This is a genomic window from Haloarcula sp. CBA1127, from assembly GCF_001485575.1.
Taxonomy (GTDB): Archaea; Halobacteriota; Halobacteria; order Halobacteriales; family Haloarculaceae; genus Haloarcula.
This window is the reverse complement of the sequence record NZ_BCNB01000006.1, coordinates 1,999,630-2,024,985: the sequence shown is the minus strand read 5'-3', so window position 1 is coordinate 2,024,985 and position 25,356 is coordinate 1,999,630. Positions and strand designations below refer to the sequence as shown.

Below are 25,356 nucleotides of genomic sequence, written 5' to 3'. Positions count from 1 at the left end.
CTGGCTCCGGAACACACCGAGTTATTCTCCCGGGTTGATAAAATGCGTTCGGTTGGCTTACCGGAGACGGTTGCAGTTATCCGCTGAGATGGAAAGCGAAGCAATCAGCTATTTTTTTACCGTGCCGATATGACTCATTGCCAATGGCTGAATCCCAGGCGTGGAAACTACTCTTGCCGCGCCAGCTCCGCCACCTCCCGGCTGATCTAGCAGGCGTTGTCGGCGTTGTGGTCCTGACAAATCTGGCTGCCCTGCTGCCGGTCGTCTCCGACACGCCGGTCCGCATCATCGCCGGGCTCGTGTTTGTCCTTTTCATCCCCGGCTATGCGTTCATCGCAGCGCTGTTTCCAGAAGCTGGGAGTGGCCCCAGTACCGACGATGAAACCGTTTCGAACCCACAGGCGGACGGGATCGACGGGATCGAACGGACCGCACTCTCGTTCGGGCTCAGCATCGCTCTCGTTCCCCTGGTCGGCCTAGTGTTGAACTTCACACCGTGGGGTATCCGCTTGCTTCCGATTCTCGTCTCGCTTAGCGGGCTGACGCTCGTGTTGACCGCTGTCGCAGCTGTCCGACGCTGGGCGCTGCCCGCCGATGAACGGTTCCGCGTTCCGTATCGCGCGTGGCTCAGTGCCGGACGTAAGGAGCTATTTTCGCCGGCCTCGCGGACTGACGCCGTCCTGAACGTACTGCTAGTCCTGAGTATCCTGCTTGCAACCGCCAGTGTCGGATACGCCGTCACGGTGCCGAAGGACGGCGAGCGGTTCAGCGAATTCTACCTGCTGACAGAAGGTGAAGACGGCGAGCGCGTCGCTGACGGCTATCCGACGGAGTTTCAGCGGGGCGAAGGCCGCTCGTTGATCGTCGGTATTGGGAATCAGGAACACGAGCGGACGGAGTACACCGTTATCGTCGAGTTACAACGCGTTGAGCGCGTTGGGAATGAGACGCGGGTCCGGGAGCGGTCTGAACTACAGCGCTTCCAGCCGACGCTGGGACACAACAAGACCTGGCAGCGCCAGCACGAGGTGGAGCCCGAGATGACTGGGGAGAGACTTCGGCTCCAGTACCTGCTGTACCGTGGCTCACCGCCTGAGACTGTGGCCCAATCGACCGCGTACCGGGAAGTCCACCTCTGGGTGAACGTAACCGGTTGACCCAGTTTCTCGTAGCGAGCAGCGCTCCCCCGGGTAAAACAGGGACCGACTCACTACCCATTCTTTGGATATCTAACCCGGCAAACAGCTTTTCTTTTCTCGGACCATTGGTTTCACATGTACCCCGAAGGCCACTTCCTCCTCGCAGCCGTTCCGCTGACGGTATATACGGTGGTTCGGTGGCGTCACCTCCCGTCTGGGCCGATGGTACTGCTCTTGCTTGTTGCGACGCAACTCCCGGACGTAATCGATAAGCCGCTCGCGTGGACGTTCGCTATTCTTCCGAGCGGGCGCATGCTGGCCCACTCACTGGTCGTCTCGCTGCCCGTCCTCACCATCCTTGTACTGCTGGCTGCACGCCAGGGCTACGGACGGTACGCAGTGGTGTTTTCCGCCGGCTACCTCTCACACATCGCCAGCGACTTCTATCCGATTGTGCGACTCGGGACGGACTACTACTTCTTCCCGAACCTGTTCTGGCCGCTGTTGTCGGCAAACCCCGATAGAACGCCGTCATTTGCGGCGCATTCGCCCGACAGCCCGCTTGCGCTTGCCGTCCCCTTGATCGTCTTCGGACTGGCCGTCAGCTACAGCCTCGTGACGCTGTACCAGAGATACGAGCAGGTCCCAGCCGAAATACCACAACGGTAAAGCGTTCGCGTCCAACAGTCGTTGCCACTGAAGAAGTAGGTCTCAAGCGACGGATCTCGGGCTATCCGTCAGATATCGAAGCCACTGTTCCCAGCCCCGGGGACCGCAGAGTGAAACTGAAACGCCTGTCTCAAGCTGGGGTGGCCGATTCGATCGGGGCTTCGCCGCAGTTGACACAGATATACTCTTCGTCGACGGTGAGCACGACCGGTGAGTTACACTTGATGCACTTGATTTTCGCCGCACGAGATGGCTTTGCGTAGTCCCCCATTGTATGTACCTTACACTGTCATGTTATATGTAAAATAATATAAAATTACCCCTTTCAGCAACACTGTGCCTGCAACCGCTGGGGACATGATAATTCAGTTATCCACGAAACGTAGACTTCGGATAGGTATACAGCGGGAAAGAAGATCGCGTCAGAGAATAACCGAAACCGCTGCGTAAACTGGAGCAGTCGTTAGTCGCGCCGTGCCAGGAATCCGGCGCCTAGCAATGCTAGCACCGCGACGAGTACGGTGAAACCGGGACCGCTCGAACTCGTGGTCTCAACCGAGCCCTCCGTTCCGGTTGTGTCCGTCTCGTCGGGTTGCTGTGCCCCACCACCGGCGGTCGTGGCTGCTTCCGTTGGCTCCTCTCCGTCTTCAGTCCCGACTGTCTCAGTGCCGTCGGTGTCGGTGTCAGTCGTAACTCTGTCCTCGGTGTCTTCTTCAGTACCTTCGTTATCGGAGTCGTCGTTCCCGCTATCGCTGTCGTTACTTCCGTTATTGTCGTTGTCGTTGTTGTTGTCGCCGTCACTGCCATCATCGCCGTCACCGTTGTTGCCATCACTGCCATCATCGCCGCCACCGTTGTTGCCGTCACCGCCATCATCGCCGTCACCGTTGTTGCCATCACTGCCATCATCGCCGTCACCGTTGTTGCCGTCACCGCCATCATCGCCGCCACCGTTGTTGCCATCACTCCCGTCGTCGCTATCGTCACCATCGTCGCCGGAATCGGTTTCGTTCGACTGTGATAGCGTGACCGTCCCAGTGGCGGAACTGATTTCGTTTGAGTCTTCGCCAACAGCGACGTGCACGTACGTGTACGTCCCGTTCGACCAGGAGTCAAGCGTTTCGACATCAATGGTGGTATCGGAGGTATCGGATACCGTTGTCGCCGAGGCGTGCATCATATTATCACCAGTCGAATCCGGCGATGCTTCGGAGAGAACGAATCCGAACAGGCCGATCAGCCCCGCGGACGGCATCGTCCCCGCGGCTGTCGAGTCCCCACCGGTAAGGGTAGCGCCATCACTGGCCGACGAAACGCCGTTGACGCCCTCAAAGGAGTTCTCGACCGTGACTTGATCTTCGGAGAAATCCTCATTGATGTCACCAGTCACCCGGACGGTGCTCGTCTGGCCCTGCAGTTCGTCCTCATCGAACAACAACACGGCGTGCGTGACAGAGTCGTCTTCCAGTTCGGTCTCGATATCGAGTGAGACGTTATCCCCGGTGGAGACATCGTCGGCGGTCGCCTCGACCGTAGACGCGCTTTCCTGAACCAGCGTCTGTTCAACGCCGACAACGGTCACGTTTCCATCGGCCGAAACGTTGTTGTCCGAAACGGACAGTCCTTGTCCATCATCGACGGTGACCAGAATGAAGCCGTAGGCACCGCCCGAGTCAGGTGTGTACGAGGTTTCAAGCGCACCGTTGTCATCTATCGAACCGACCCCGTCCGCGTCATCTAGTAGCTCGACCGAGTTGGCGTTAGAATCGTTTGTAAAGATACTCGCTAGATCGGTTCTGACGCTTCCTTCGCTAAATCCGGCCGACTCTGGGCCTTCAGAGAGCCTGACAGCGAGCAGTTGCGCCTCGTCGCCGGCAAGTCCCGTCGTTCCAGCACCGGTCGTTGATTCGAACGTCAGATCCACTGCTTCGCCTGTTTCGTGAATCGTGTACTCCTCCCTATTGAGGGGAACGTCACCAGTCTGAGCAGATTCGATATTGATGTACGTTTCCGGGGCTGCTATCGCCGTTGGGCCGGTGGAAGACGTCCGAAGCGGGAGCAGTGACCGCTCCCAGACATCCACGTTTTCCGTCACTGCCGTCGTTTGTCCGTCATCCACTGGCGTTGCCGCTGCCGACGTTACCGACAAGGGAGCGGCTAACACCAGCAGCACTGTAATCGCACAAATTACAGTGTGTTTCCCTCTTGGTGTTTTATACATTACTGAATTTTTTCGGAGGGATACGGTATAATTCTTATGCAGTGACATTCGACGGTACGCAGTGTCATATGAAGCTTACAAAACACGTGAATCACCTCGTGGTCAAGTGGTTCGAGACGCAAAGCGTCTCGTCATCACGGAAGACTCCGCCTTCCGTACGACCTCGAGGCACTCAGCCTGCTCCGCCTGTAGAATCCGCACACGTCGGCGCACAAAGAGGTGCTGTGTTCGGTAGACTCAACCACTGAAGGCCGTCCCGATCAGTTATTCTGCGTCCCCTTCATCGCCGTCCCCAGCATCATTCGGTCCGCCAGCGTTGTCCGGGGGACCGCCACCGTTGCCCGGGCCACCACCGTTATCAGGGCCGCCGCCCGGACTCACTGCCACCGTGCCGGTATCCGAGTTGATGGTCCCGGTTTCGTTACCGACTGCGACGTGGACGTACTGATACGCACCGTTTGGCCAGGAATCCAAGGTCTGGACCGTCACGTTGGCGTCAGCGTCACCGCTGACGATCGTTGCAGAGGCATGGATAACGTCCCCGCCAGCGTCCGATTCGGCTTCGGAGACCACCGTGCCGAACAGCCCCTGCAATCCGATCGCAGGTATCGACTGGCTCTCGGAGAGGTTGAAACTCCCCAGTCCAGTGTTGCTCTCAACCGTCCCAACACCGCTGACGTTATCGAAAGAATTCTCGACGGTGATCTGGTCAGCGGAGAAGCTCTCGTTCAGTTCGCCCGACACAGTCACCGTGCTCGACTGTCGCTGGAGTTCGCCCTGTCGGACCAGCAGGACCGCATGGGTGGCGTTTTCGTCTTCCATCTCAGTGTCGACAGCCAGCGTGACGTTGTCGCCGGGGTTGACCGGGTTCTGGGTCCGCTCGACGTTCGATGCGTTGTCCTGCACCACGGTCTGTTCGACACCGACGACGGTCACGTTCCCGTTGACGGAGACGTCGCCATCCGACTCCGATAGCCCTTCATCGCCCTCGTCGACAGTCACCAGAACGAAGCCGTATGCGCCGCCCGATTCGGGGGTGTATGACGCCTGCAGTTCGCCATCCTCGTCTATCGTGCCGACACCTTCAGCGTCATCGAGTAGCTCCGACGACGTAGTGTCCGAGTTATTTGCGAAGACATCTTCGAGGGAAGCACGGGAACTGTTACTGGCGTTTGCCCCTGCCGTAGTCGGTGCTTCATCTAACTTGACAGCCAGCAGTTGCGCCTCGTCGCCGGCAAGTGCCCTCGTTCCGGCACCGATTCTGGGTTCAAAGGACATGTTTATCGATTCGTTGCGCTCGTGGATCGTCATCGTCCGCTTGTTGAGCGGCAAGTCGCCAGTCGCAGCTGATTCGACGTTGAGGAACGTCCGCGGTGCCACTATCGTGGTCGGCCCGTCTGACATCGTTCGGAGCGTGAGCGGGGACCGTTCCCACACGTCGACGTTTTCCGGCACCGAGATCGACTGGCTCTCAGCAACGGGGGTTGCCCCGACAGTGGTCGTCACTGATAACGGACCAGCGAGTACCAACGCGACTGCCACGACAAAGATGACAGTCGGTTTTATTATTGGTGTTTTTACCATTACTGAAACATTACTGAAGCCTGAGATATATTTCTTGTGCAGTGATACTATTCTGGAGCTCTCACAAGCCCTCTATACCGATATATCATATAAACTGGAGTGGAATTGACTGTTTTTCTGCAGTTATGAATTTATGATAAATAGCTACAGATAAGATGGTAATTAACCGATGGTAAAACAGTTTATATAATGTCTCAGTAACTGTAGCTCGCGTTTAGAGCTGTACTTACTGAACTGATCTGGTACAATACATTAGAGACCCGGCTTTATCGGCCAGATATCACAGGCTAGTCACCGAGGGCTGCCCAAATGTGTGCGCCGCGATTCCACCCGACCCCAACGAATACTCGGAAGCATGACATCGACCTGTTTTCGGCCGATTGTGACATGGCGGACGCGCCTCGGAATCCGGTCTGGACAGAGCATAGTGGAAGCAGAACATGGTAAACTGCATCGCTGAGACGTGTCTCTGGCACATCGGGTCGGAGAATTGCGAGGGAAGATCGCTCCGTGCGAGTCTTCCGGCACCGGTCGGCCGTCGTCTTCGCAACGAGACACCATCGGGGTCGATAGCGTACTCGCGACCGTGACGAGGGCCGCTCACTGTTTGCGAGGGACCGCGTCGGTCCAACAGTGCGAAGGAAGGGGTTTGAACGACGCGGAGACGGGCAATCGCCCCGCCTTCTCTCGTTCAAACCCTTCCGTGTGCATCTTTCGGCGCCGCGTTGTGCGGCCCCTATACGATGCGAGGGAAGGGATTTGAACCCTTGGACCCCTACGGGAGCGGATCTTGAGTCCGCCGCCGTTTCCTGGCTTGGCTACCCTCGCACGCGTGTTGCATCTGATACACATGGCGGTACGGTATAAATGTCGTACGGAAGCGACTCAGGGCTGGTGGGACACTATGGCATTAATTGAAAGCGTTTGCACACTGGCCGCGCTGCCGGCGCGCGATCAGGTGTGCATTGCGTTCCAATGGCTACTGTCGCCGACAGAACCGGTGGTTTGACCCACCGTGAACCAGTAGCGTAGGCATGGACGACCACACGCGCGACCCGACCGTCGAGGCTCCCGACGGGAACCCATCGGGCTGGCGAACCGACGGTCAGTGGGAACACGAAACACTCAGACGGGCCGTGGTCCACGGCGTCCGGCTGTACAACTCTGACGAGTTCCACGAATCACACGACTGTTTCGAGGACGAATGGTACAACTACGGCCGCGGGAACACGGAGAGCAAATTCCTCCACGGGATGGTGCAAGTCGCCGCCGGCGCGTACAAGCACTTCGACTTCGAGGACGACGACGGGATGCGGTCGCTGTTTCGGACGTCACTGCAGTACTTCCGGGGCGTCCCCAACGATTACTACGGCGTCGACCTGCTAGACGTGCGAACAACAGTAACGAACGCACTGTCGGACCCGTCGGCACTGCACGGCTGGCAGATCCGTCTCGACGGCGAGTACCCGACGTGCCGCCCGGAGGACATCGAGTTCGCGGAGTCGCTCGAACACTGACTGAATCCGGATAATTCTAAAGGCTGGACGCGTTATCACGGGTAGATGCGAATCGAGCAACTGGGAGACGGGGTTCCAGAAGTGGCCGTCGTGGGGAGCATCCACGGCGACGAACCGTGCGGCCGGGACGGCATCGAAGCCGTCCTTGCCGACCCGCCGGAGGTCGAGCGCCCTGTCAAATTTATTATCGCGAATGAAGCCGCCCTTGACGCGAACAAGCGGTATCTCGATACGGACCTCAACCGCTCATTCCCTGGTGACACCGACAGTGAGTCCCGCGAGACACGGTTAGCCGCGACCATCACGTCTGAGCTCCGTGATTGCACTGTGCTTTCGTTGCACTCCACGCAGTCCTACGATGGGATGTTCGCCCTTGTCGACGAGCTCACACCGGAGATGGAGGACCTCTGCAGTGTCCTTTCCGTAGACGCCGTTGTACAGACGAAAGGCGCAAACGAGGGGCGAATGATCGCGACAGTGGACTCCGTTCTCGAGGTCGAGTGCGGATATCAGGGCTCCGCGGAAGCCGCTGAGAACGCAGCGCAGGTCATCCGAGAATTCCTCGCCGCCACCGGCGTTACCGCTGCGTCACCACCACAGCGAGAGACATCACTGCCAGTGTTCCAGCTCGGCGAGCCGATTCCGAAGGCAGCAGCCGACCAGTACGAAGTGTTCGTCCGGAACTTCGAGCCGGTCCCCGAGGGCGACCCTGTCGCAGCAGCCGACGACGAAACCGTTGTTGCGGAGGAGCCCTTCCACCCGGTGTTGCTCTCAGCCTACGGCTACGAGGACGTGTTCGGCTTTACCGCGGATCGGATCGGGATGCTTGATTGAGCGGGTTTGTAGCGGGGTTCGGTCCGACCGTGACCTCATCGCCGGATAAGTCATCGTTCTGGGCGACGACTTCGTAGGAGGTGTACTTGATCTTGTCCGGGTCGGCCGTAAGCACCGGGTCGGTAGTGCACTTCGTCACCGCGAACCGCTCCCGAGACGGACAGTCAACAACAGGACCATTGGTCTGCTCGTCTTCGTCCCGGTTTTTACAGAGGGCGGTGCACAGAGGAGGTATGCACGAACGCGCCGCGGAGTTCGCGGACCGGGCCCGTGACCGATACGGAGTCGACCTCGATGTCTCGGAGTTCGAGTCAGGAACGGAAACAGCCACAGCGGCTGCCGAGGCCATCGGCTGCGAGACGGCCGCCATCGCGTCGACCATCGTCGTCGCACTCTCAGGTGGCGACCTCGTCGCCGCAATCACGAGCGGTGCGAACCGTCTTGACCTTGACGCGGTCGCGAACCACTACGGTGCAGAAACCGCGTCGATGGCCGACCCAGGCGACATTCGGAGCGTCGTCGGCTGGAGCATCGGCGGCGTCCCCCCGATCTGTCACGAGACGGCTCTCCCGACCACGGTCGACCCGATGCTGACCCAGTATGACGTCGTCCACGCTGCCGCCGGCACGCCGAGCGCGGTGTTTGCGATCGAACCGGACCGGTTGGTAGACCTCGCTAACGCCGACATCGTCGAGCTCACAGAATAGCGCTGACGGTGCGGCCATCCATCGTTTCAGGCCTGTTGGCACTCAGACCTGGGGTCGAGTCCTGGCCGCGGAATCGGCCGGTCAGTACCCGGAGCAACGGCCGACAGACAGATGAAACACAGCAGGGGCGTTTGTACCGCCAGCAAATATAGCAGATTGCAGACATCCAGAAGAGGTTTACAACCACAGTTGAAATCGAACAACTGCTACTATGCCCTCCAAGCAAGCCGTCAGTAGCCTCGGGAGTCTGCTCGCCGTACTCGGGCTCGCCGGGGTCGCAACAGCACAGCCTACAGCTCCGGGTGGGAGTGCGGGCCCGGCCCTCAACGTCGTCCTCCGTTTCGGTGTCGGGTTCGTTATTCTCGCAGTTCTGGGTGCCGCAGCCGCCGCTATCGGCCCGACGTATACGACGAACGCCGTGCGGGAGATTCAGGATGACCCCGGCGACGCAATCGGCTGGGGGATTCTCGTCGGTATTCTGGTCCCCATCGGACTGGTGCTACTCGCACTGACGATTATCGGGGCTCTGGTCTCGATCCCCGGACTGCTTCTCATCGGCATCCTCGGTATCGTCGGTACCGGCATTACTGCCGTCTGGGTCGGGAACTCGGTTATTGGCGATGACGGAACCGTCAGCGCAACGGATGGCGTCGCCGGCGGGTTGTTACTGGCCGTCCCCTTCGCAATTCCAGTCGTCGGCGGCCTCCTCCTCAACCTCATAACGCTCGTCGGCCTCGGTGTCGTCGGACGCGGGCTGTACGAGAACTGGACGGACTAAGCGATTTTTCGCCGACGGTTGAAGCGGTTTCTCTCGGGTTCAGCTCGCACCGGGACACCCGAGTTCGTGCGGGTCGTCGTACACCTCTGGCGGAATCGAGATGGCGGCTGGGTCACCGTACTCACTGTACTGGACCGTGATCGTGGCGGTTGCAGTCGCGCCACGCTGTGAGATTTGTATCTTGAGTTCCGACTGTACCGGTTGGTTCGTTTCCGGATCAAGCCAGAGCCGCGCCGTCGCGTTCTCAAGTGAGCCGCGGCGTAGCTCCATGCCACCAGCCTGTCGGCGATCCATGAGTGACCTGATAGTCTCAGTGCTCGGGGAGGCCGTGACGAGAACAGTCCGGTTGCCGTCAAGCGTCTCATTGCCCCGCCAGTAGACGTTCGAGCGTTCGAAGAGCAGTACTTGCCGATGGAGCGGCGTCGTGGTCGCCCACGGCTCGGAGCGCGAGACATTCTCGACGGCGTAGCCACCCCACGGGTCCTGACAGCCCTGATACGCGTTGTACCCGTCGACATAGGATTCGACCGTTTGGTCTTGTGTCCGCGTCGTCGCTTGCATCCGTTTTGCAGAGACGTTTACCGCACCATCGCCGTCGACTCTCACAGTCCGCGATTGCTCACCATCCGACGCTACCACATGCATCTCCATCTCGAATCGGTACGCTTCGACGGCGGTGACAGTGCTGTTCGCCTCCTCGACAGCCGTGACGGCTCGTTCGTCGCTCGGTGGCGGGCTATCAGTCATGAATGCACCACACCCGGCAAGGAGGGAAACCATGCATACGGCGAGGACCAATCGTCGCATACGTCACTCTCGTTTTCCCGTCGGCCTAAAACGTCATGGGTCCGACTCGCGACAGCCAGACCGCTGAAAATAGAGCCCTCGTCAGAACCTTGCGGGAAGGTCTCGGCAAAATTGGTGTGTCGGCAGTAGCTCCAGTTTCTTATTTACGAGATGGGCAGCAAGCAGGCCAAGAAACAAGAGCAGAATGTACTTGGACAGGACGCTCCGCGGGAAGCCGATATAGATGCAATAGCCACAGATAATCGTTATCTCCGCCTGATATACAGTACCTGGCTCTAGCGTGGTGCAAACACTGCTATCGAAGGTCGAGTTGGGCTTGCAGGTCCACGACCAGCACGTACGCCACCAGCGTGAGGACGAGCACTGAAAACCCGGTCCAGAGATGCAGATTCACTGCGCCCTCGCCGACCCACTGTGGGACTGGCGAGCGTGCGACGGGCGGTTGGAGCGGCCAGAGCAAATCCGACGACACATACAGGTTCGGCGGCAGGAGTTGCTGATTATCGGCCACCAGGTGTGAGAGGTGGGCGAACGCAAACGCCGTCCCAAGTCGGGCCCGGTCCGTTCGGACTGCGTAAGCGATGACGACAATCGACAGCGGAATCGCAAACGGAAGCGAGTGCATAAAGACCCGCCCGGAGGGAATGAGATGGAGTTCGTACGCTAACGGTTTGTCGATGAGATCCGGGAACTGGCTGCCGAAGAACGTGACTGCGACTAGCTGAAGCGACGGGAGCTGTCTGTCCCGGAAGAGTGCGTATACTGCGACAGGGAGGAGGGCGATGATGAAATGCTCGCTCGGGAGGACCATTTTCTGGTTAGTGGTGCTGAGGTCGTGTGCGAGGAAATGCCTTGTGTGAGAGGAAGGTCTGCATGTCGCATAGTCTGCCGCTGAATTGGGTTGTCGCGTGACGATGGCGTCGAGCGGTTTGTACCGAACTCTATTGCGCCCAGTTCCGCAGGATTCGCAATTCTTCCACCGAAGGCGGGCGTTCTGTTCACGTGTTCGTTCTTCTTTCTACGAGAGACGCTAACCCTGCTCGTCGCCGGTTCTGCTATGTTACAGAGGCGGTGTCCAGATACGGATTGAGAAGTGAGGCGTAGCGTTTTCTGGGTGTCCGTGTCCAAAAATGCTAGCCTCAGCGGTAGTCTCAACCAGGTTGAATTGGGTTTTGTGGAGCGAGAAGCGACACTGCGATTGCTGACGAAGCTGAGTATTCAGTTGTACCTGGCTGGGATATCACTCTCGAATACTGCCTCTGTTCTTGAGATATTTGATGTCCAACGCACTCGTTCAACGATTCATAATTGTTCACAAGGCAGATTTACATCCCGACGATGGACGGTCACCGGATCACATTGCGATTGACGAGACTGTGATCCAGCTCAATGATGAGCAGTACTGGCTGTACGCTGTTTTAATACGGAAACGAACGAGCTGCTTCATACAACGCTTAGACCGACTATTACGAAGGTTCTCGCTCATTCGGTTCTCGCCGAACTGGACGAGAAACATGACGTTGACGACGCCGTGTTTCTCGTTGATGGCCCACATTTATTACAGGATGTGTGTCATCGACACTGCTTCGATTTCAGATATGTAAAACATGGAACTCGGAACACTGTTGAACGTGTCTTTAGAGAGCGAAAACGACAAACTGTCTGCTTCTCAAAATTTTTAGCCCGCGGTGTTCAGATAAGGTTTGAAAGGTGAGGCGTAGCGTTTTCTGAGTGGTTCATGCCCGAAAACGCTGGCCTCAGCGGTAGTATCGACCAGATTGACTTGGATTTTGTGGAGCGAGAAGCGACACCGCGACTGCTGATGAAGCTGAGTATTCAGTTGCATCTGGCTGGACTATCACTTTCGAATACTATTTCAGTTCTTGAGGTATTCGGTGTCCAACGCGCTCGATCAACTGTACATAATTGGGTTCACAAAGCAGATTTACAGCCCGAAGACGGTCGATCGCCGGATCACGTTGCGGTTGACGAAACTGTGATCCGACTCAACAATGAACAGTATTGTCTGTACGCTGCTGTCGATCCAGAAACAAACGAGTTGCTCTATACAAAGCTTAGGCCAACTACAACGAAGGTTCTCGCCCACTCATTTCTCACCGAACTCAGTGAGAAACACGACGTTGACGACGCCGTGTTTCTCGTCGATGGCTCCAAATCGTTACAAGCTGCATGTCATCGACATGGCTTCGATTTCAGATACGAAAAACATGGAAATCGGAACGCTGTCGAACGTGTATTCAGAGAAATAAAACGACGAACTATCTGTTTCTCAAACTGTTTCAGCAACGCCGAAGCGAAAACAGCCGACGATTGGCTCAGATCATTCAGCTTCGCATGGAATCAGCTAATCTGAACACGATGGTTTAGCCACGCTAAAGCAGAAACAGCCGACGATTTGCTTCGATCGTTCAGCTTCGCATGGAATCAGCTAATCTGAACACGATGGTTTAGCCACGCTAAAGCAGAAACAGCCGACGATTTGCTTCGATCGTTCAGCTTCGCATGGAATCAGCTTATCGGAATACGATAGTTACAGAAGATCGATACGTTTAGTTCGGCTATCTATACGTCTCAATTGGTTTAGCCGCCAAACCGCGGTGGGTATGAAATCAGCGAGGCTGTCGATGTACTAATACAGAGTGATCAAAATATCGGTGCCGTTGGGCTTGAGGGTTACGGACTAACATAGATTATCCTGAAAAGCGGCTTCAGAGTGTTATCGAGTCGGAAATAGCTACTGAATCTCTGTACAATAGTCTGTCGTCGCCCCGCATTCGTGATAACTAAGTCCTCATGGCAATTATCATCTCACAGTCAATATGGGTTCACTATTACGTTCCATATTCTCTATATTCTCAGGGAAATTAGTCGGGTTACTAATCAGTCTGGTTTTCACTCCAATTCTCGTTCGAATTATTTCTCAGTCGGACTACGGCCTCTATGCGAGTGTTCTTGCGGGGTTCAGTGTCATAACCTTGCTTTCGAAAGGTGGGTTATTCGATGCTACGCGTAAATTTGTCGCCGAGAACAACAGCAACACTGCTGCGGTTTCGTCGGTCATATCGACAGCGTTGGTAATTTGCATTCTGTATGCTGTGCTGGCTACAGTGGTCATCGCTGCGGTTATTCAGAGTGGTCTGGTTCCATCTCGGTACGCTCCCTTCGTCTGGATTCTGGCAACAGCCCTTCTGTTCACGAATATATTCACGACTGTGAGGGGAGCATTCTATGGGTTTCAGCGGGAATCGGTCGGCGAGGTACTCAATATATCTCGTCGGCTACTGTACACGATTCTAGCATTAATACTGGCGTACGTTGGCTACGACGTAGTCGGCGTGTTCATTAGTTACGCACTTTCGTTTATTATTCTAGGCATCATAGCCATTTTCATTCTGTTTAAATATTCATCGTTTTCAATTAGCGGAAGCCAGCAACTCCACACGTATGCACGGGAGATAGCGCAGTACGGCGGATTCCAACTAATTGGGGGGTTAAGCGCGACGCTGCTGTACAAAGCGGATATTATGCTAGTGGCGACATTTCGTGGGGGCATTTCGACAGCCCTCTATCAGAGTGCTATCGTGCCAGCCGAAATGATATGGTTCGTTCCATCGGTCATACAGCTAGCCTTCCTCCAACGGAGCGCGAGTCTCTGGGCGGAAGACAACATCGAGGAGATTAACCGTAATATCAGGTTGGGAATTAAATACGGGATACTGTCGCTTACACTGTTTGGTGGTGGCCTGTTCGTTCTTTCTGAACCGTTCCTTGCAATCTACTTCGGAGGTGAATATACGAGCGCAGCATTGACCCTCAAACTACTCATTCTAGGTACGTTCTTCCTGGGTATCAGCCGAACTGTCGTTCCAGTTCTTCAAGCGACAGGCTTCGTCAAAGAAAGCGAACTCGTCACCTTCGGCGGACTCATTATCAACGTCGTACTTAATGTTTTGCTCATTCCGAGATATGGTATTCTTGGCGCGGGAATCGGGACGACGATCTCATACATCGCTATCTTCTTCGGTAATGTTACTATCTGGATCCAGTCGCCGTTCGACCTTGTCTCGCTCCGATGGGTATCTAGACTGATTCTCGTTCAGGCCATCTTCTTCGGTGTTTTTGCCATTATAGTGGATATCTCCAACTTTTCTCCGTTAGTAACGCTCGCCGTGTTCCCAGCAGTTGGTTTTTTCATTTTCTCCGGTGTGAATTTCTATGCAGGGTATATTCCCAAATCAACGATAGAAGACCATCTGAAAGCGAGGATCGACTATCTGTAGCGTGATTAACTATTGTGGATTCATCTCTTCTACACGCGTTTGGGAAAGGTATATTCAAGCGCCTTCCAATCTAATTGAATGTGGATACAGCATGATATTGACGTCACAGGTCTTCTGCGATAACCGGTGTCATTCCAGGTGTTCGTAAAGTAGCTCAAAATTCTGACGTGCCGATTTCCGTATCGAGTTGACGTTCGACACGGGAGTGAATTCGAACGAAATCTCTTTGTGAGGCTTGTACGCTGGCACATCCAGCCGGTTAGCGATAGCTTCTACCTTCGGCTCATAAGCTAAGGGTAGGACGGGTTTTCCACAAGTAGCCGCAAAGACTAGCGAGTGGTAGCGTGTTGTAACCATTCGTTTCATGCGGCTAATACGATTGAGTGTCTCTTTGACCGAGAACTTATGCTCAAGGATAGGGATATCCAAGTACTTGCGAGCAAACTCCTCATCTCCCGCCTGAAATGGAATGAATACCGGATTTTCGAGTTGACCGCAGATGTTCCGTGCGTTAGCGATGTACCGTTCTGTCGCCTTCTTCAGGTCTTCGTATCCGAAATAATTCTTCAAGACCTCGTCCGACATATCTTCCTTTTCGTCAAAATACGGTCTAAAATTTACACCTGTTTTCTCTGACGTTTCCAGATTTGGATCATCATAAAGGAATGCCGGGCAAGCAGTTACAGTTACATCAACATCACAAATACGCTGGATATTGTTTTTTGCCCGTTCATCACGGACTGTTATCATCTCTATCTGGGGCAGCATCTCCGAGATAAGAGAGCGAGCTGTCTCAGAGTGAAAGCCTGGCGCACCAACTCCGATGATGAATCCACGCTCACCGCTTATCACATAGTTGAGTCGTTTCTGCAAATGTTCTGTGCCGTACCAATCATGGAGAACACCTCCCCCCCCTAAGATTCGAATTGAAGTATTGCTCTGTTGAATATTCTTGTCGAAGAGATATGTTCGATACCCGTTGGTTTTCAGATTCGATTTGAATATCTCGCCAAGTGCCCGGTCCCCGATATTCCCCGTGCGGTAGCTTCCCTGTACTCCCACGTCGTGAGGGATATTTCTTTTTATTACCTGTTTGACGGCGGGTGGAATAGCCTCTGGGTTTTTGATACCCTTGAGAATTTTTCTGCTTCCTTGCATATTTGAATGGTCGGCGTAGAATCGTATAACGATTGTGAGAACGTCGCAAAATCCGGCGAGTGAAAGCAACTCCGTAGATGTCAAATAATGAGTGGCCTGAAACTACAAGATATGTTCGTATAAGTCAACATACTGTACAGCAATTGGGTTAAGATCGAACGCCTCAACTCTGCGCTGAGCCTCTGCAGAGTACTGTTCAAGTTTCTCGCTGTTTGAGAGGAAATCGGCGATTTTCACTGCGAGTTCATCGGGGTTCGTTTCGTCGTTGAGCAGCATTCCACCGTCACCGACCGCCTCGGGCACGCCACCGACTGATGATCCGATGACTGGTGTGCCGGCTGCTTGGGCCTCAATGTATACAATTCCGAACCCTTCGACATCGTAATTCACCCCGCCTGCTGGTAAGACAAACAGGTCAGCGTTCTGTAGCCGCTCTATCTTCCTGGATTCGCTAATTCGGCCGAGCATTCGGACACTGTCTATATCTTCTGTCATTGCCTCCAGTGTGTCGTAGTCCGGACCAGTCCCAGCGATATCGAGGGTACGATCCCCTCTCCTCTCGTGGTCAAGTCGTTTCCACGCGTCCACTATTGTATCAATATTTTTTCGCCCCACAAGTCTTGAGATAGTGAAAATACTGTCCGTACCGATGCCTGAACCATCGTCAGAGGGTGCATAACAATCGATGTCTATCGACGGATGAATGATTTCGTCTGGAGAGATGCCATGGTCGTGTTCGATCACCGAGCCGGTGAACTCACTCACAGCGTGGACTGCTGTCGCCTCCTCAAACGCAACTGAAGCGAGCGGCCTATCCCCTAATTCGAGGGCATGTGCAGTCACCACTGAAGGGAGTCCGTGTTCAGTTGCGGCCTGTAGTGCTGGCCAAACCCGGATATGTGCAGCATGAACGACATCCGGGTTGTGTTCCTCAATGGCTTCACATGTCCGACGGTGCACGGTATTGAAATATCGATAGAAATGTGGAGCGCGTATCTTAATCGCATCAAGCGTCCGTCGTGTCGGTATCGCATCTTCGAGAGTCGAGCTGTATTCCCGTGGGTCTATCTGAACGATGTTTGGTGTGTGGCCGACATTTTTAAGCCCCTCTTCGAGATTCTGGACCAAAGTCTGTATTCCCCCAGGTGGTGGCGGATAGTCGGGAGTAACGATGAGAACACGCATACCCGCGTTTTGAAGCGGTATCTAAAATATATTACCCTTGGGGAACTTTTCCATTCTAGGGGTAGTCCAGACTTCGGATAATGCAAACGCAATAATGTGATCTCTCCGAACAGGACCTATCACTTGTACCCCAGTGCTTTGAGCTGGTCTTCGATAAGCCGATTCTCTGCCACTGGGGAGTCAGATATGTCCCAGAAGTCTGGCAAAGATTCAACCAGCGCTTCTCGTTTTTCCTCTGGTATTGGTTTAAAATTCTCTCCGTCGTGTTCGACTACACCTGTCAACGTAACGTCGTCCTTTTTTGAACAAATAATCTTATTCATCTCCATGTAGGCTGCTTTTCGTTCAGCGCCATATCTGGAAGCCTCACAGATGGCTATACGGTCATTTGGGATCTCATCCTGCCACTCGCACTTGGTAAATGGGTTATCTCCGATGATTTCATTTGCGAGAGTAGGTGCTAGATCAACATGACTCCCCACGCCACCGATTGGACAAATACGGTCGTCCGAAACCGCGACTGGGACACGTGCTACTTTATCAAATGGAGTACCTCCATGCCCAACACCGTAATTTGGCCGCGAGTCGGTGAATTTCCGGTCCACCTCTGGATGTTCGTAAAGCGCTTCACCATGGTCGCCAGTTACTGTGATTAGAGTATCTGACATTATCTCGTCACATAGTGATTGGATGCAGTCAGTGACGTAATCGAATGCAGCGGATGATAATCTTAGCCTGTGTTTCCGGAAATGGACCGCCTCTGAATCATCCGGATCGTAATTATCCATATAGCCCCCAAATCCATCAAGATCATAGATATCGGTGTTGACGTTAAATTTCTCGATATATTCGTCTGGGGGGTTGACGGGGATATGGAGGTCGCTGAGATGAACGTATCCAAATGTTAATTCCCGCCCTGTACGCCACTTTCGGTAATCTTCAAGAACCGTGGATGCTTTCGAATCTTGGAACACTCTGTGGGTCTGGTACCAAGTTTCTGTTGCTAAAAACGGTTGGACGAAGGCGAATCCGCCATAAGTGTCGTACCCAGCGGCCTCGGCAATCTCTGGAATCGTATGCTCCGGCTGGGCCTGCTCTGGCGTGGCGAACGTCTCATCTTCCGAGTTCGTGTGAACTACAGCTCCGTGTTCATGTGGGTATTCGCCCGAATGGATGCTGGTAACTGCCGGATAGGTCCATGTACCGGGAGTTATCACTTCTGACGTGGAAAAACCATCAATATCTGGCACCTGGTCCGGTCGAAGCGCATCTACGATAATGATGAGTACGTGGTCGGGTGCGTCAGAACGCCGATTCACATTTACTCTGGGGGGTCTATGCTGTATGTTCGCCCTTAATTCCCGGAATTTGTTATAAAACGGGGAAGCAACTTTCATCAACCCCTCGACAGTCATATTCAATACCTCGACTTAGTCATTTATACCATCTTTCATTTCGCCTGGGTTATGTAACGGAAGCTTGATTTGTTCACTATCATCTATGAATCGGTGATTATTAGCCGCAAAATTAGAAGCACTTATGACAGGTGAGACGGTGAGACATTACTTACATGAACAGAGCGGAGAAGTCGGTACTCATTGTTTATTCCCTTCTGTGGACTCTTGGAGCGACATTTGGATTTGGGATTGTTCGCCCAGATAGTACGGCGATTAATTACGTTCTGATAATTCTATTATATATCATCCCAATCACCGCAATTTGCTATGGGCTCCTCTCAACTCCATCCAAATTAGGATTGCTTGTTGCGACTCCTCTCCTCCCATCTTTGTTAGTCCTCGATCCAGTTGAACTTGGATTGTACGGGCACGATCCGTACATCCACACATTACCTGCGTTGTCGCAGTTTCAGCACGGGGCGATTAGTCAAATGTTATCGGAACTCTCCTTCCCTGGTATGTATGCTTTCTATTCAGCCATGGAAGCCGTTCTGGGTTTGGGCCCCAATCCGCTGGCGAAGTACATTCCGCTGCTCTCTTTAACGGCTATTCCTATCATCTATTTAGCATTCCGCCGCGTTTACGCTGATCGAGTCGCATTTGTTGCGGCTACCCTTTTCTCAAGCGTTCGTCTGATTTATTTGTTTGAGATCAAGTTCATCGACGAATTCCTGGCTGTACCGTTGTTTGCAGTCGTTCTGCTCGTGTTATTCACACTTGGTGATAGGCGGCAGAGATATCTCCTCCTACTTTTTTTGCTGGTACTCGTCCTGACTCACCACGTATTCTCCCTGTTATTACTCCTGATTCTTGGATTCTGGCTGTTTATTCCCCTTCTCCTGCAAAAGCAGCCTCTGCGCCGTCTCCAGCCGACATCCAAGCCACCGAAATTGTTTCTGCCGACCTCGTTGGCATCGCTGCTCTTGTGTTGGTTGCTAATTTGGGGTGGCAGCCAAACTACCTCGGGTCTTGTTGTATATCTAGTCAAGGGACTGATAATGGGTGACACCCTTGCCGTAAAAGGAGGGGTGTCCTCTCCAGTACTGACTCAACTCAAACTTATATCAAGAATGTCGATCTTGGCAATCGCTGGACTTTGTTTGCTGGTCGCCTATCGGGTTCTAAACCGAAGATCTCAGTCCGATTGGGTGCTTGGATGGTCAGCAGCTGCTGGTGTTATTGGTGGAGTATATGCGGTAACACTATTTGCTGGCCGCTTGATCCCGCTTGATCCTGGTCGTCTTCTTATCCACTGGTTTTTCCTATTGATTGGAGTGGCTACCCCAGTCCTGTGGTTGAAAAAACCCAAACGGCATTATGTGGTCATTTTGGCCTCCATCTTCATTGTAGCGACACAACTGGCCGCAATACCTCCTGTCGTTATGTACTCCGATATCGACACAACAACTACTGGAGAGGGACATTATACCCCTGCCCAGTTTGAAGCGTCGGCCTGGGCGGGCCAATATACGGATGGGCCTATCATCGCCTATGAGAGCGGGCTATGGGTTTCAAACGGTATAGAATTCATCTCTTATACGAACAATGAATTTGCTGATTGCCAACTGAAGTCTTGGCGAAAGGAGTCGGGAGACCCCCGTCCAATGAATGAATCTATTGTGTTCGACTCGAACGATATTGCTCTCCAGACTTGTCGGTGAAGTTTACTATAGTACCGTCCTTTGCAATCGTCCTGACTCGTTCCACGTGGTCGGGGCAATTTTCTCGCTCACGGATTACGCGAAAGCAGCCGAACCGTTCTGTTACCGACCGAGAGACCACATACGAGTGATTTAAGAATACTTTCCGAACGCCTCGAAGTTCGCTAGGTTGAAACGAGCCATCAATGAACCGTAGTAATTAACGCCTTTTGATCGACTTATCTAACAGGTCGAATCTGTTTTGAGCGCCTAATTTCACTGACAATCTATATTTGATATCAGCTAATAGCGCAGACTCCGAGTCCTACAGATGAATAGTTCGGCTATAGTTACCTTTGATTGTATTTAGTGTACTGCGCAGAAACCGACATGAAATTTCATAGGCATCTGAATGAGTTCGTCTACACTTAGCGGCTGGAAAATGAAAAGTTATGATTCACCTATGGGAACATTTATTTACACTCGCTATCGTTTCTTTTGCTACATTCTCCCAAGAATAACTCTCCGCAATTTTAACGCAATTATCTTGATCTAAGTTTTTAACTTCCTCAACCCCAGTATGTAAATCTTCAGTAATCCTCCCACAGCTATCATCTATAATTTCAGCGGCACCACAATTATCACTAACGACTACAGGAGTTCCACAGGCTAATGATTCGAGAATTACATTACCGAATGCTTCAAAATTGGCAGGATGGAGAGTTGCAATCGCATTGCGATAATACTTAGCGAGATTCCTTTGCGACAATCTTCCCAATGCTTTAATATTCGGTGCATCGATGTCATCGGGACCAACGATATATATCGGATATTCAGATGACTCCGAAAAGTCTATTATTTTTGATTTCCCCTTTCTTTCTTCATTTCCGACGAATAATAAATAATCGCTTTCTACATCTTCTTTAGTTTTAGGTTCGAAGACATCAGTATCCACCCCATTATAGATGACATTTGTCGAGCACTCGATTGGATATTTATCTTCCCACAATTTCTTTGTGAGACTACTATTATAAACAATATGGTCAGAAGTTTTAAGCGATTTTTGAGAAACCCACTGTCTTGTTGGATTTATGAGTTTATCTAATAAGTTTACAGGTTTAGACTGTTCTCTCTTCATAAACCTTCGAGAAATATGTCTACAATCGTGCTTTTTTGTGATCTTCGGTATATTTACACTAAATGGCAAGTCTAAATGAGTTAATAAGACATCATATTTCATTGTATCTATATTTTTAAGTTTTCTATAAACTAAGGATGGAAATTGCAGATGGTATCCACGTATCGATGGATAAAAAAGGCGCTCCACTGTTATATTACTGTTCGTGCCATATTTATTTTTGTTCTTTGATTCGATACATTTACCCGCAATTATTGTGATTTCGTGTCCCAACTCAGCAATTTCGTTATATAAATTCTCCAGATGATAAGAAATGCCACCGAGGATATATGGCGGATATTCGTGAGAGACCACCAGTAATTTCATTAAATCTCTGTATGAACAAGCCCTACTTAGTCTAAACGAAGTAGATCAAGACAGTTCAGTTGACACTCGTAATTACACTCTGGAAAACATAAACCGCAATTTGTAAATGTATACTGGGAAACTACAAAGATAAAGGAGAGAGAAGTTAGTCGTAAATTGATATATCCACCAAATAATAACTCATGACTGAGATGATATTGGAACTTGTGCGACACAGAGTGATTAATACCAAATGGTGAAAGTAAGTCTGGTCTCAACACCCCCTGATGATAATTCCGGAGTCGGGAAATACACAAGAGACCTGAAAGAGCAACTTGCGGAGTTCGTGAAAATCGAATCTCGGTTCATTCCAGTTGATAGTTCAAATCCAATCCCATTCATCAAAAACGCCCTCGCAGCGGGGAGTGGCGATCACGACGTTGTTCACGTCCAGTACGATTACGTCCTCTTCGGAAGATTCTCAATATTCACGGCAGTATTTTTCCCACTGTTGTATCTGCTCACACGATTTAATTCTACATCTGTGGTTATCACGATGCACGAAGTCATAAACGAAGACCTCGTCACTCCTCCCGTTAAAAATTTGAAGGTAGTATATGTGAAGATGTTGAATTTAATTCTAGCAAAAACTGCTGATCACGTTATCTTTTTGTCTCCACAAACGGAGCGGCGGTTCACTAAGTCGGTCTCTGTACAGAACACGAGCCAGATACCACATGGAGTAACTGAAGCAGATGCCAAGGACCTGACAATTGAAGCAGCCAAGCAAAAATTGGGTTATCATCAACAAGACATCGTGATCACGGAACCCGGTTACGTTAGTCCTCGTAAAGGGAGTGAGATGATGGTGTCGTTAGCCAAGCGACTGCCGGAGTACGAGTTTCTGCTTGCAGGGGGAAGTCCGCGCGACAGGCACAATGAGTACATCGAGGAAATCATGGAGCAGGCACCGGAGAATCTCCAAGTGACAGGAATCTTGAGCGATGATGAGTATGAAATGGCATATATCGCTTCTGACCTGATTATACTCCCTTATCAGGAGACGCAACAAGGTGGAGTAACGAACACAGTAGCACAAAGTGGAGTATTTAACGACTGCGTAGCTCGTGAAGTTCCCGTACTAGCGAGTGATTGCGAATATTTCACAACGTTACAGGAGGAATGGGGTTGTATAGAGGTTTTCACCGGTAGTAATGATGCAGCGAACAAAATCCAAGGATATATCGAAGGTAAAGACCGACGCTCCCAATTGATAGAACAGATGGGGAAATTTAGGGAAGCCAATTCTATGAGAGAGATTGCTCTTGAACATCAGAATATCTACCGGTCTGTTGTATGAGCAGTATGAGTATCGCCTTTGTGTCGAATGTCGTTTACCCGTTTGTCACCGGTGGGGCTGAAAAACGAATCCACGAAATCGGTACCCGACTCGCCGATAAGGGCCATGACGTTATCATCTATGGCCGTCACTTCTGGGACGGCCCCAAACAAACCACTCACGAGGGGATGACGCTGCGCGCAGTCGCTCCTGAAGCCGACCTTTACGACGGAGATCGGCGTTCCATCACGGAAGCCATAGATTTCGCGGCCCGCGCACTCCCACCGCTACGCAGACACCTCCGCCGCGACGAACACGATGTCGTCGTCGCCAGTGTCTTCCCGTACTTCCCGGTACTCACCACGAAACTCGCCAGTTTCTGCACGGACACGCCACTCGTGACAACGTGGCACGAGGTCTGGGGCGACTACTGGGAGGAGTACCTCGGTTACCTCGCTCCGTTCGGCAGCCTCACCGAACATGTCACCGCACGCACACCTCAGTGTCCGGTAGCGATATCGTCCATCACGGCCGACCGTCTCGCTGCTATCGGCCCTGCCCGGGAGACCATCGAAGTCGTCCCGAACGGCATCGATGTCAAGCAGGTCAGAAGTGCCCCGCTCCCCGAACAGGGTTACGACGTGCTTTTCGCGGGCAGACTCATCGAACACAAGAACGTGGATGTGCTTCTGAATGCCTTCGACGAGGTTGCCAGCGAGCACGACGCCACGCTGGGTATCGTCGGTGACGGTCCCGAACGCGAACACCTCGAAAGAAAGCAGCAATCACTGTGTCATGTCAACCACGTCGAATTCCTTGGCTTCCTTGACGACTACGATGACGTTCTCAGTCACATGCGCGCTGCAGATGTCTTTGCTTCTCCAAGCACCCGCGAGGGGTTCGGTATCACGTTTGTCGAAGCGATGGCCGCAGGCTGTACCGTAATCGCTGCCGACCATCCTGATTCGGCTGCAGAAGAAGTCATCGACGACGCAGGCTTCCTCATCGATCCCACGATTGAGTCCCTGACGGAGACACTCGACGCCGCACTAAGTGGCAAACGACCACCGACGAACCCCGTTGAACGGGCACAACGATACGACTGGGACGCAGTAACCGACCAAGCAGAAACAGCCTATCGGCGTGCCACCGACGGTTCGTGGTGATCAGTAGCTTAACGCAATGTACAGTCCCCGAGTAATCGTTTCACTATCGAGCATCCCATCCTTTGGAAAATCCAGACTCTGTACCTCACACGCTTTTCCGTGCCACTGTGGATTATTTTCTCCGTAATTCTGTCGAAAAATCAGACGCACGCAGCCTCCGCCCCCAGACTATGGCTTCCTCAGTTCGGCGTCTACCTCTAGACAGCACGGTTTCATCGAGTCGATGTCTGCTATGCACGCAACGCTGCCGTCAGCAAGAGGGGTCACTCATCGTCTCTTGGCTGAACTCAACTATCCTCAGCCGCTTCCAACTCCACCAACGTCAGATCCCGGTCTAGCATACAGTAGTCATGCGGCGGGTCACCAATAATCTCGGATATACGATACTCCGAATCAAATTCAGCCCCAGCAGGCTCACAGTAGGGGTGGCTGGGGCACTCGGTGTGCGGACAGGGGCCCGGCAGCGACGCCTTACTCCCAGCGTACGCACCCTTCGAGGGGACGTTGGCCTGAATCGGTGCGGGCTCAACCTCGACGGCCCGAACGCCGTTTTCATGCACGGCACAGTCTAGCGTTTGCCCGCTCTGTCGGACGTTGGTGATCCGGTAGCGGTTTCCGGTCGTCAGATTGAGGCATTGGTCGCGGTAGGGACAGTCAGCACAGCCGCTGGCTTCGCCGCGGTAGACGAACTCCGCGCCGACCTCGGCAAGGCGCGTCCCGACGAGCGTGACAGTGGTCATGCCGGACTATAGAACGTCGCCACGGTAAAACGTCATGTCCGACCGGTCAGGTCGTCCAGTTTGTCCAGATACGCCTCGCGGGGTACCTGATACAGCGAGCGGTAGTCCAGTTCGCCGTCGGCGAACCGAGTGGCGAGTGCGACAGCGCCCTCAACGGCAGCGTCGCGGCCCTCGTAGGAATCGGCGTCGCGCTCGACTTCGGGCTCCAGGTAGAAGGTGACATACCAGCGCTCCCCAGTCCGGTCAGCGCCGGGGCGGCGGGTTCGTTTCCCGCGCGTGAGATAGATGGTCGGGAGACACGGCGCTGGAAACTGCTCGGAGTCGAAGACATCCGGGCGGTACGCCAGGATGAGCTTCTCGTCGGTCTCGTTCCACACCGTCCAGTCTTCGGGGAGGCCCGACAGGTCCATACCGCCGAATCGGTGTGGACGGGCAAGAATCCGCTGGTCCGTCCCAGGCCCAGATACCGACACTCGGTTGGGTGATGGCAACGCCGGTACATTGGGTTGCCATTTCGTGTGCCCCGTTCTCAATCGCCAATCAATGCGGCAACAGATTCACATCAATCCAGCGCTAAACACTGGCCGACACACCAAAGAGAACAGTTGACAACCGACACGGTATATAAACC

Annotated in this window: 23 protein-coding genes, 1 tRNA gene and 1 pseudogene; 12 read left to right on the top strand and 13 right to left on the bottom strand. The window is 53.2% G+C overall.

Features of this window, described 5'->3' with window-relative positions:
* Positions 1-143 precede the first annotated feature (143 nt).
* Together AV059_RS14835 and AV059_RS14830 are read left to right on the top strand one after the other, a co-directional pair.
* Complete coding sequence (locus AV059_RS14835) at positions 144-1,157, top strand: DUF1616 domain-containing protein (protein WP_058995615.1); 1,014 nt, start codon at positions 144-146, stop codon at positions 1,155-1,157.
* A gap of 117 nt (positions 1,158-1,274) precedes the next feature.
* Positions 1,275-1,808, top strand: a complete 534-nt coding sequence (locus AV059_RS14830; RefSeq protein ID WP_228841818.1) for a metal-dependent hydrolase — start codon at positions 1,275-1,277, stop codon at positions 1,806-1,808.
* A gap of 130 nt (positions 1,809-1,938) precedes the next feature.
* Here the strand turns inward: AV059_RS14830 and AV059_RS23180 are convergent, their stop codons facing one another.
* The 4 genes from AV059_RS23180 to AV059_RS14815 form a co-directional block, all read right to left on the bottom strand.
* A complete protein-coding gene (locus AV059_RS23180) occupies positions 1,939-2,079 on the bottom strand; it encodes a hypothetical protein (RefSeq protein WP_369815294.1) in 141 nt (46 codons plus the stop codon).
* A gap of 192 nt (positions 2,080-2,271) precedes the next feature.
* Positions 2,272-4,029, bottom strand: a complete 1,758-nt coding sequence (locus tag AV059_RS14825) for a PGF-CTERM sorting domain-containing protein (protein WP_079990780.1) — start codon at positions 4,027-4,029, stop codon at positions 2,272-2,274.
* A 264-nt stretch (positions 4,030-4,293) separates the two neighbouring features.
* Positions 4,294-5,613, bottom strand: coding sequence for a PGF-CTERM sorting domain-containing protein (locus tag AV059_RS14820; RefSeq protein WP_228841817.1), 1,320 nt, complete (start codon positions 5,611-5,613; stop codon positions 4,294-4,296).
* A gap of 744 nt (positions 5,614-6,357) precedes the next feature.
* A tRNA-Leu gene (locus AV059_RS14815) sits at positions 6,358-6,441 on the bottom strand.
* A gap of 206 nt (positions 6,442-6,647) precedes the next feature.
* On the opposite strand from AV059_RS14815, the gene AV059_RS14810 reads away from it, so the two are divergent.
* Both AV059_RS14810 and AV059_RS14805 read left to right on the top strand, forming a co-directional pair.
* A complete protein-coding gene (locus tag AV059_RS14810) occupies positions 6,648-7,130 on the top strand; it encodes a DUF309 domain-containing protein (protein WP_058995613.1) in 483 nt (160 codons plus the stop codon).
* A gap of 45 nt (positions 7,131-7,175) precedes the next feature.
* A complete protein-coding gene (locus AV059_RS14805) occupies positions 7,176-7,964 on the top strand; it encodes a succinylglutamate desuccinylase/aspartoacylase family protein (protein ID WP_058995611.1) in 789 nt (262 codons plus the stop codon).
* Here the strand turns inward: AV059_RS14805 and AV059_RS22100 are convergent.
* Positions 7,933-8,103 carry a hypothetical protein gene (locus AV059_RS22100; protein WP_154021035.1) on the bottom strand — a complete coding sequence of 57 codons (171 nt, stop codon included), beginning with the start codon at positions 8,101-8,103 and terminating at the stop codon, positions 7,933-7,935. The genes AV059_RS14805 and AV059_RS22100 overlap by 32 nt on opposite strands.
* Positions 8,104-8,197: 94 nt before the next feature.
* On the opposite strand from AV059_RS22100, the gene AV059_RS14800 reads away from it, so the two are divergent.
* Together AV059_RS14800 and AV059_RS14795 are read left to right on the top strand one after the other, a co-directional pair.
* Positions 8,198-8,671, top strand: coding sequence for a YbaK/EbsC family protein (locus tag AV059_RS14800; protein ID WP_058995609.1), 474 nt, complete (start codon positions 8,198-8,200; stop codon positions 8,669-8,671).
* Between the two features lie 211 nt (positions 8,672-8,882).
* Entirely contained in the window at positions 8,883-9,449 is a 567-nt protein-coding gene (locus AV059_RS14795) for a hypothetical protein (RefSeq protein ID WP_058995607.1), read from the top strand.
* 39 nt (positions 9,450-9,488) lie between these two features.
* On the opposite strand, the gene AV059_RS14790 is transcribed toward AV059_RS14795, so the two are convergent.
* Together AV059_RS14790 and AV059_RS14785 are read right to left on the bottom strand one after the other, a co-directional pair.
* Positions 9,489-10,196 carry a hypothetical protein gene (locus tag AV059_RS14790; protein WP_058995606.1) on the bottom strand — a complete coding sequence of 236 codons (708 nt, stop codon included), beginning with the start codon at positions 10,194-10,196 and terminating at the stop codon, positions 9,489-9,491.
* Between the two features lie 355 nt (positions 10,197-10,551).
* Positions 10,552-11,067, bottom strand: a complete 516-nt coding sequence (locus AV059_RS14785) for a metal-dependent hydrolase (RefSeq protein ID WP_058995604.1) — start codon at positions 11,065-11,067, stop codon at positions 10,552-10,554.
* Between the two features lie 309 nt (positions 11,068-11,376).
* Between AV059_RS14785 and AV059_RS14780 the strand changes: the two are divergent.
* The 3 genes and pseudogenes from AV059_RS14780 to AV059_RS14770 form a co-directional block, all read left to right on the top strand.
* Positions 11,377-11,928, top strand: a pseudogene (locus AV059_RS14780) (IS6 family transposase); the annotation flags it as partial.
* A 66-nt stretch (positions 11,929-11,994) separates the two neighbouring features.
* On the top strand, positions 11,995-12,630 hold the full coding sequence (locus AV059_RS14775) for an IS6 family transposase (protein WP_058995602.1): 636 nt from the start codon (positions 11,995-11,997) through the stop codon (positions 12,628-12,630).
* Between the two features lie 466 nt (positions 12,631-13,096).
* The gene (locus AV059_RS14770) at positions 13,097-14,557 is read left to right on the top strand and encodes a flippase (protein WP_079990779.1); all 1,461 of its coding nucleotides are present in this window, start codon (positions 13,097-13,099) and stop codon (positions 14,555-14,557) included.
* 129 nt (positions 14,558-14,686) lie between these two features.
* On the opposite strand, the gene AV059_RS14765 is transcribed toward AV059_RS14770, so the two are convergent.
* From AV059_RS14765 to AV059_RS14750, 3 genes are all read right to left on the bottom strand, one after another.
* Positions 14,687-15,715 carry a polysaccharide pyruvyl transferase family protein gene (locus AV059_RS14765; RefSeq protein ID WP_079990778.1) on the bottom strand — a complete coding sequence of 343 codons (1,029 nt, stop codon included), beginning with the start codon at positions 15,713-15,715 and terminating at the stop codon, positions 14,687-14,689.
* A gap of 102 nt (positions 15,716-15,817) precedes the next feature.
* Positions 15,818-16,900: a glycosyltransferase family 4 protein gene (locus AV059_RS21645; protein ID WP_079990777.1), complete on the bottom strand. Its 1,083-nt coding sequence runs from the start codon at positions 16,898-16,900 to the stop codon at positions 15,818-15,820.
* Between the two features lie 119 nt (positions 16,901-17,019).
* The gene (locus AV059_RS14750; protein ID WP_058995595.1) at positions 17,020-18,315 is read right to left on the bottom strand and encodes a sulfatase-like hydrolase/transferase; all 1,296 of its coding nucleotides are present in this window, start codon (positions 18,313-18,315) and stop codon (positions 17,020-17,022) included.
* A gap of 155 nt (positions 18,316-18,470) precedes the next feature.
* Between AV059_RS14750 and AV059_RS14745 the strand changes: the two genes are divergently transcribed.
* A complete protein-coding gene (locus AV059_RS14745; RefSeq protein WP_058995593.1) occupies positions 18,471-20,018 on the top strand; it encodes a hypothetical protein in 1,548 nt (515 codons plus the stop codon).
* Between the two features lie 436 nt (positions 20,019-20,454).
* Here the strand turns inward: AV059_RS14745 and AV059_RS21640 are convergent, their stop codons facing one another.
* Positions 20,455-21,489: a glycosyltransferase family 4 protein gene (locus tag AV059_RS21640; RefSeq protein ID WP_195156662.1), complete on the bottom strand. Its 1,035-nt coding sequence runs from the start codon at positions 21,487-21,489 to the stop codon at positions 20,455-20,457.
* A 244-nt stretch (positions 21,490-21,733) separates the two neighbouring features.
* On the opposite strand from AV059_RS21640, the gene AV059_RS14740 reads away from it, so the two are divergent.
* On the top strand, positions 21,734-22,840 hold the full coding sequence (locus AV059_RS14740) for a hypothetical protein (protein ID WP_058995591.1): 1,107 nt from the start codon (positions 21,734-21,736) through the stop codon (positions 22,838-22,840).
* Between the two features lie 5 nt (positions 22,841-22,845).
* Positions 22,846-23,985: a glycosyltransferase family 4 protein gene (locus tag AV059_RS14735; RefSeq protein ID WP_058997613.1), complete on the top strand. Its 1,140-nt coding sequence runs from the start codon at positions 22,846-22,848 to the stop codon at positions 23,983-23,985.
* A gap of 287 nt (positions 23,986-24,272) precedes the next feature.
* Here the strand turns inward: AV059_RS14735 and AV059_RS14730 are convergent, their stop codons facing one another.
* Both AV059_RS14730 and AV059_RS14725 read right to left on the bottom strand, forming a co-directional pair.
* Positions 24,273-24,725: a UPF0179 family protein gene (locus tag AV059_RS14730; RefSeq protein ID WP_058995590.1), complete on the bottom strand. Its 453-nt coding sequence runs from the start codon at positions 24,723-24,725 to the stop codon at positions 24,273-24,275.
* A gap of 32 nt (positions 24,726-24,757) precedes the next feature.
* Positions 24,758-25,135 (bottom strand): DUF5820 family protein, encoded by a 378-nt coding sequence (locus AV059_RS14725; RefSeq protein ID WP_058995588.1) that lies wholly within the window; start codon positions 25,133-25,135, stop codon positions 24,758-24,760.
* Positions 25,136-25,356 lie beyond the last annotated feature (221 nt).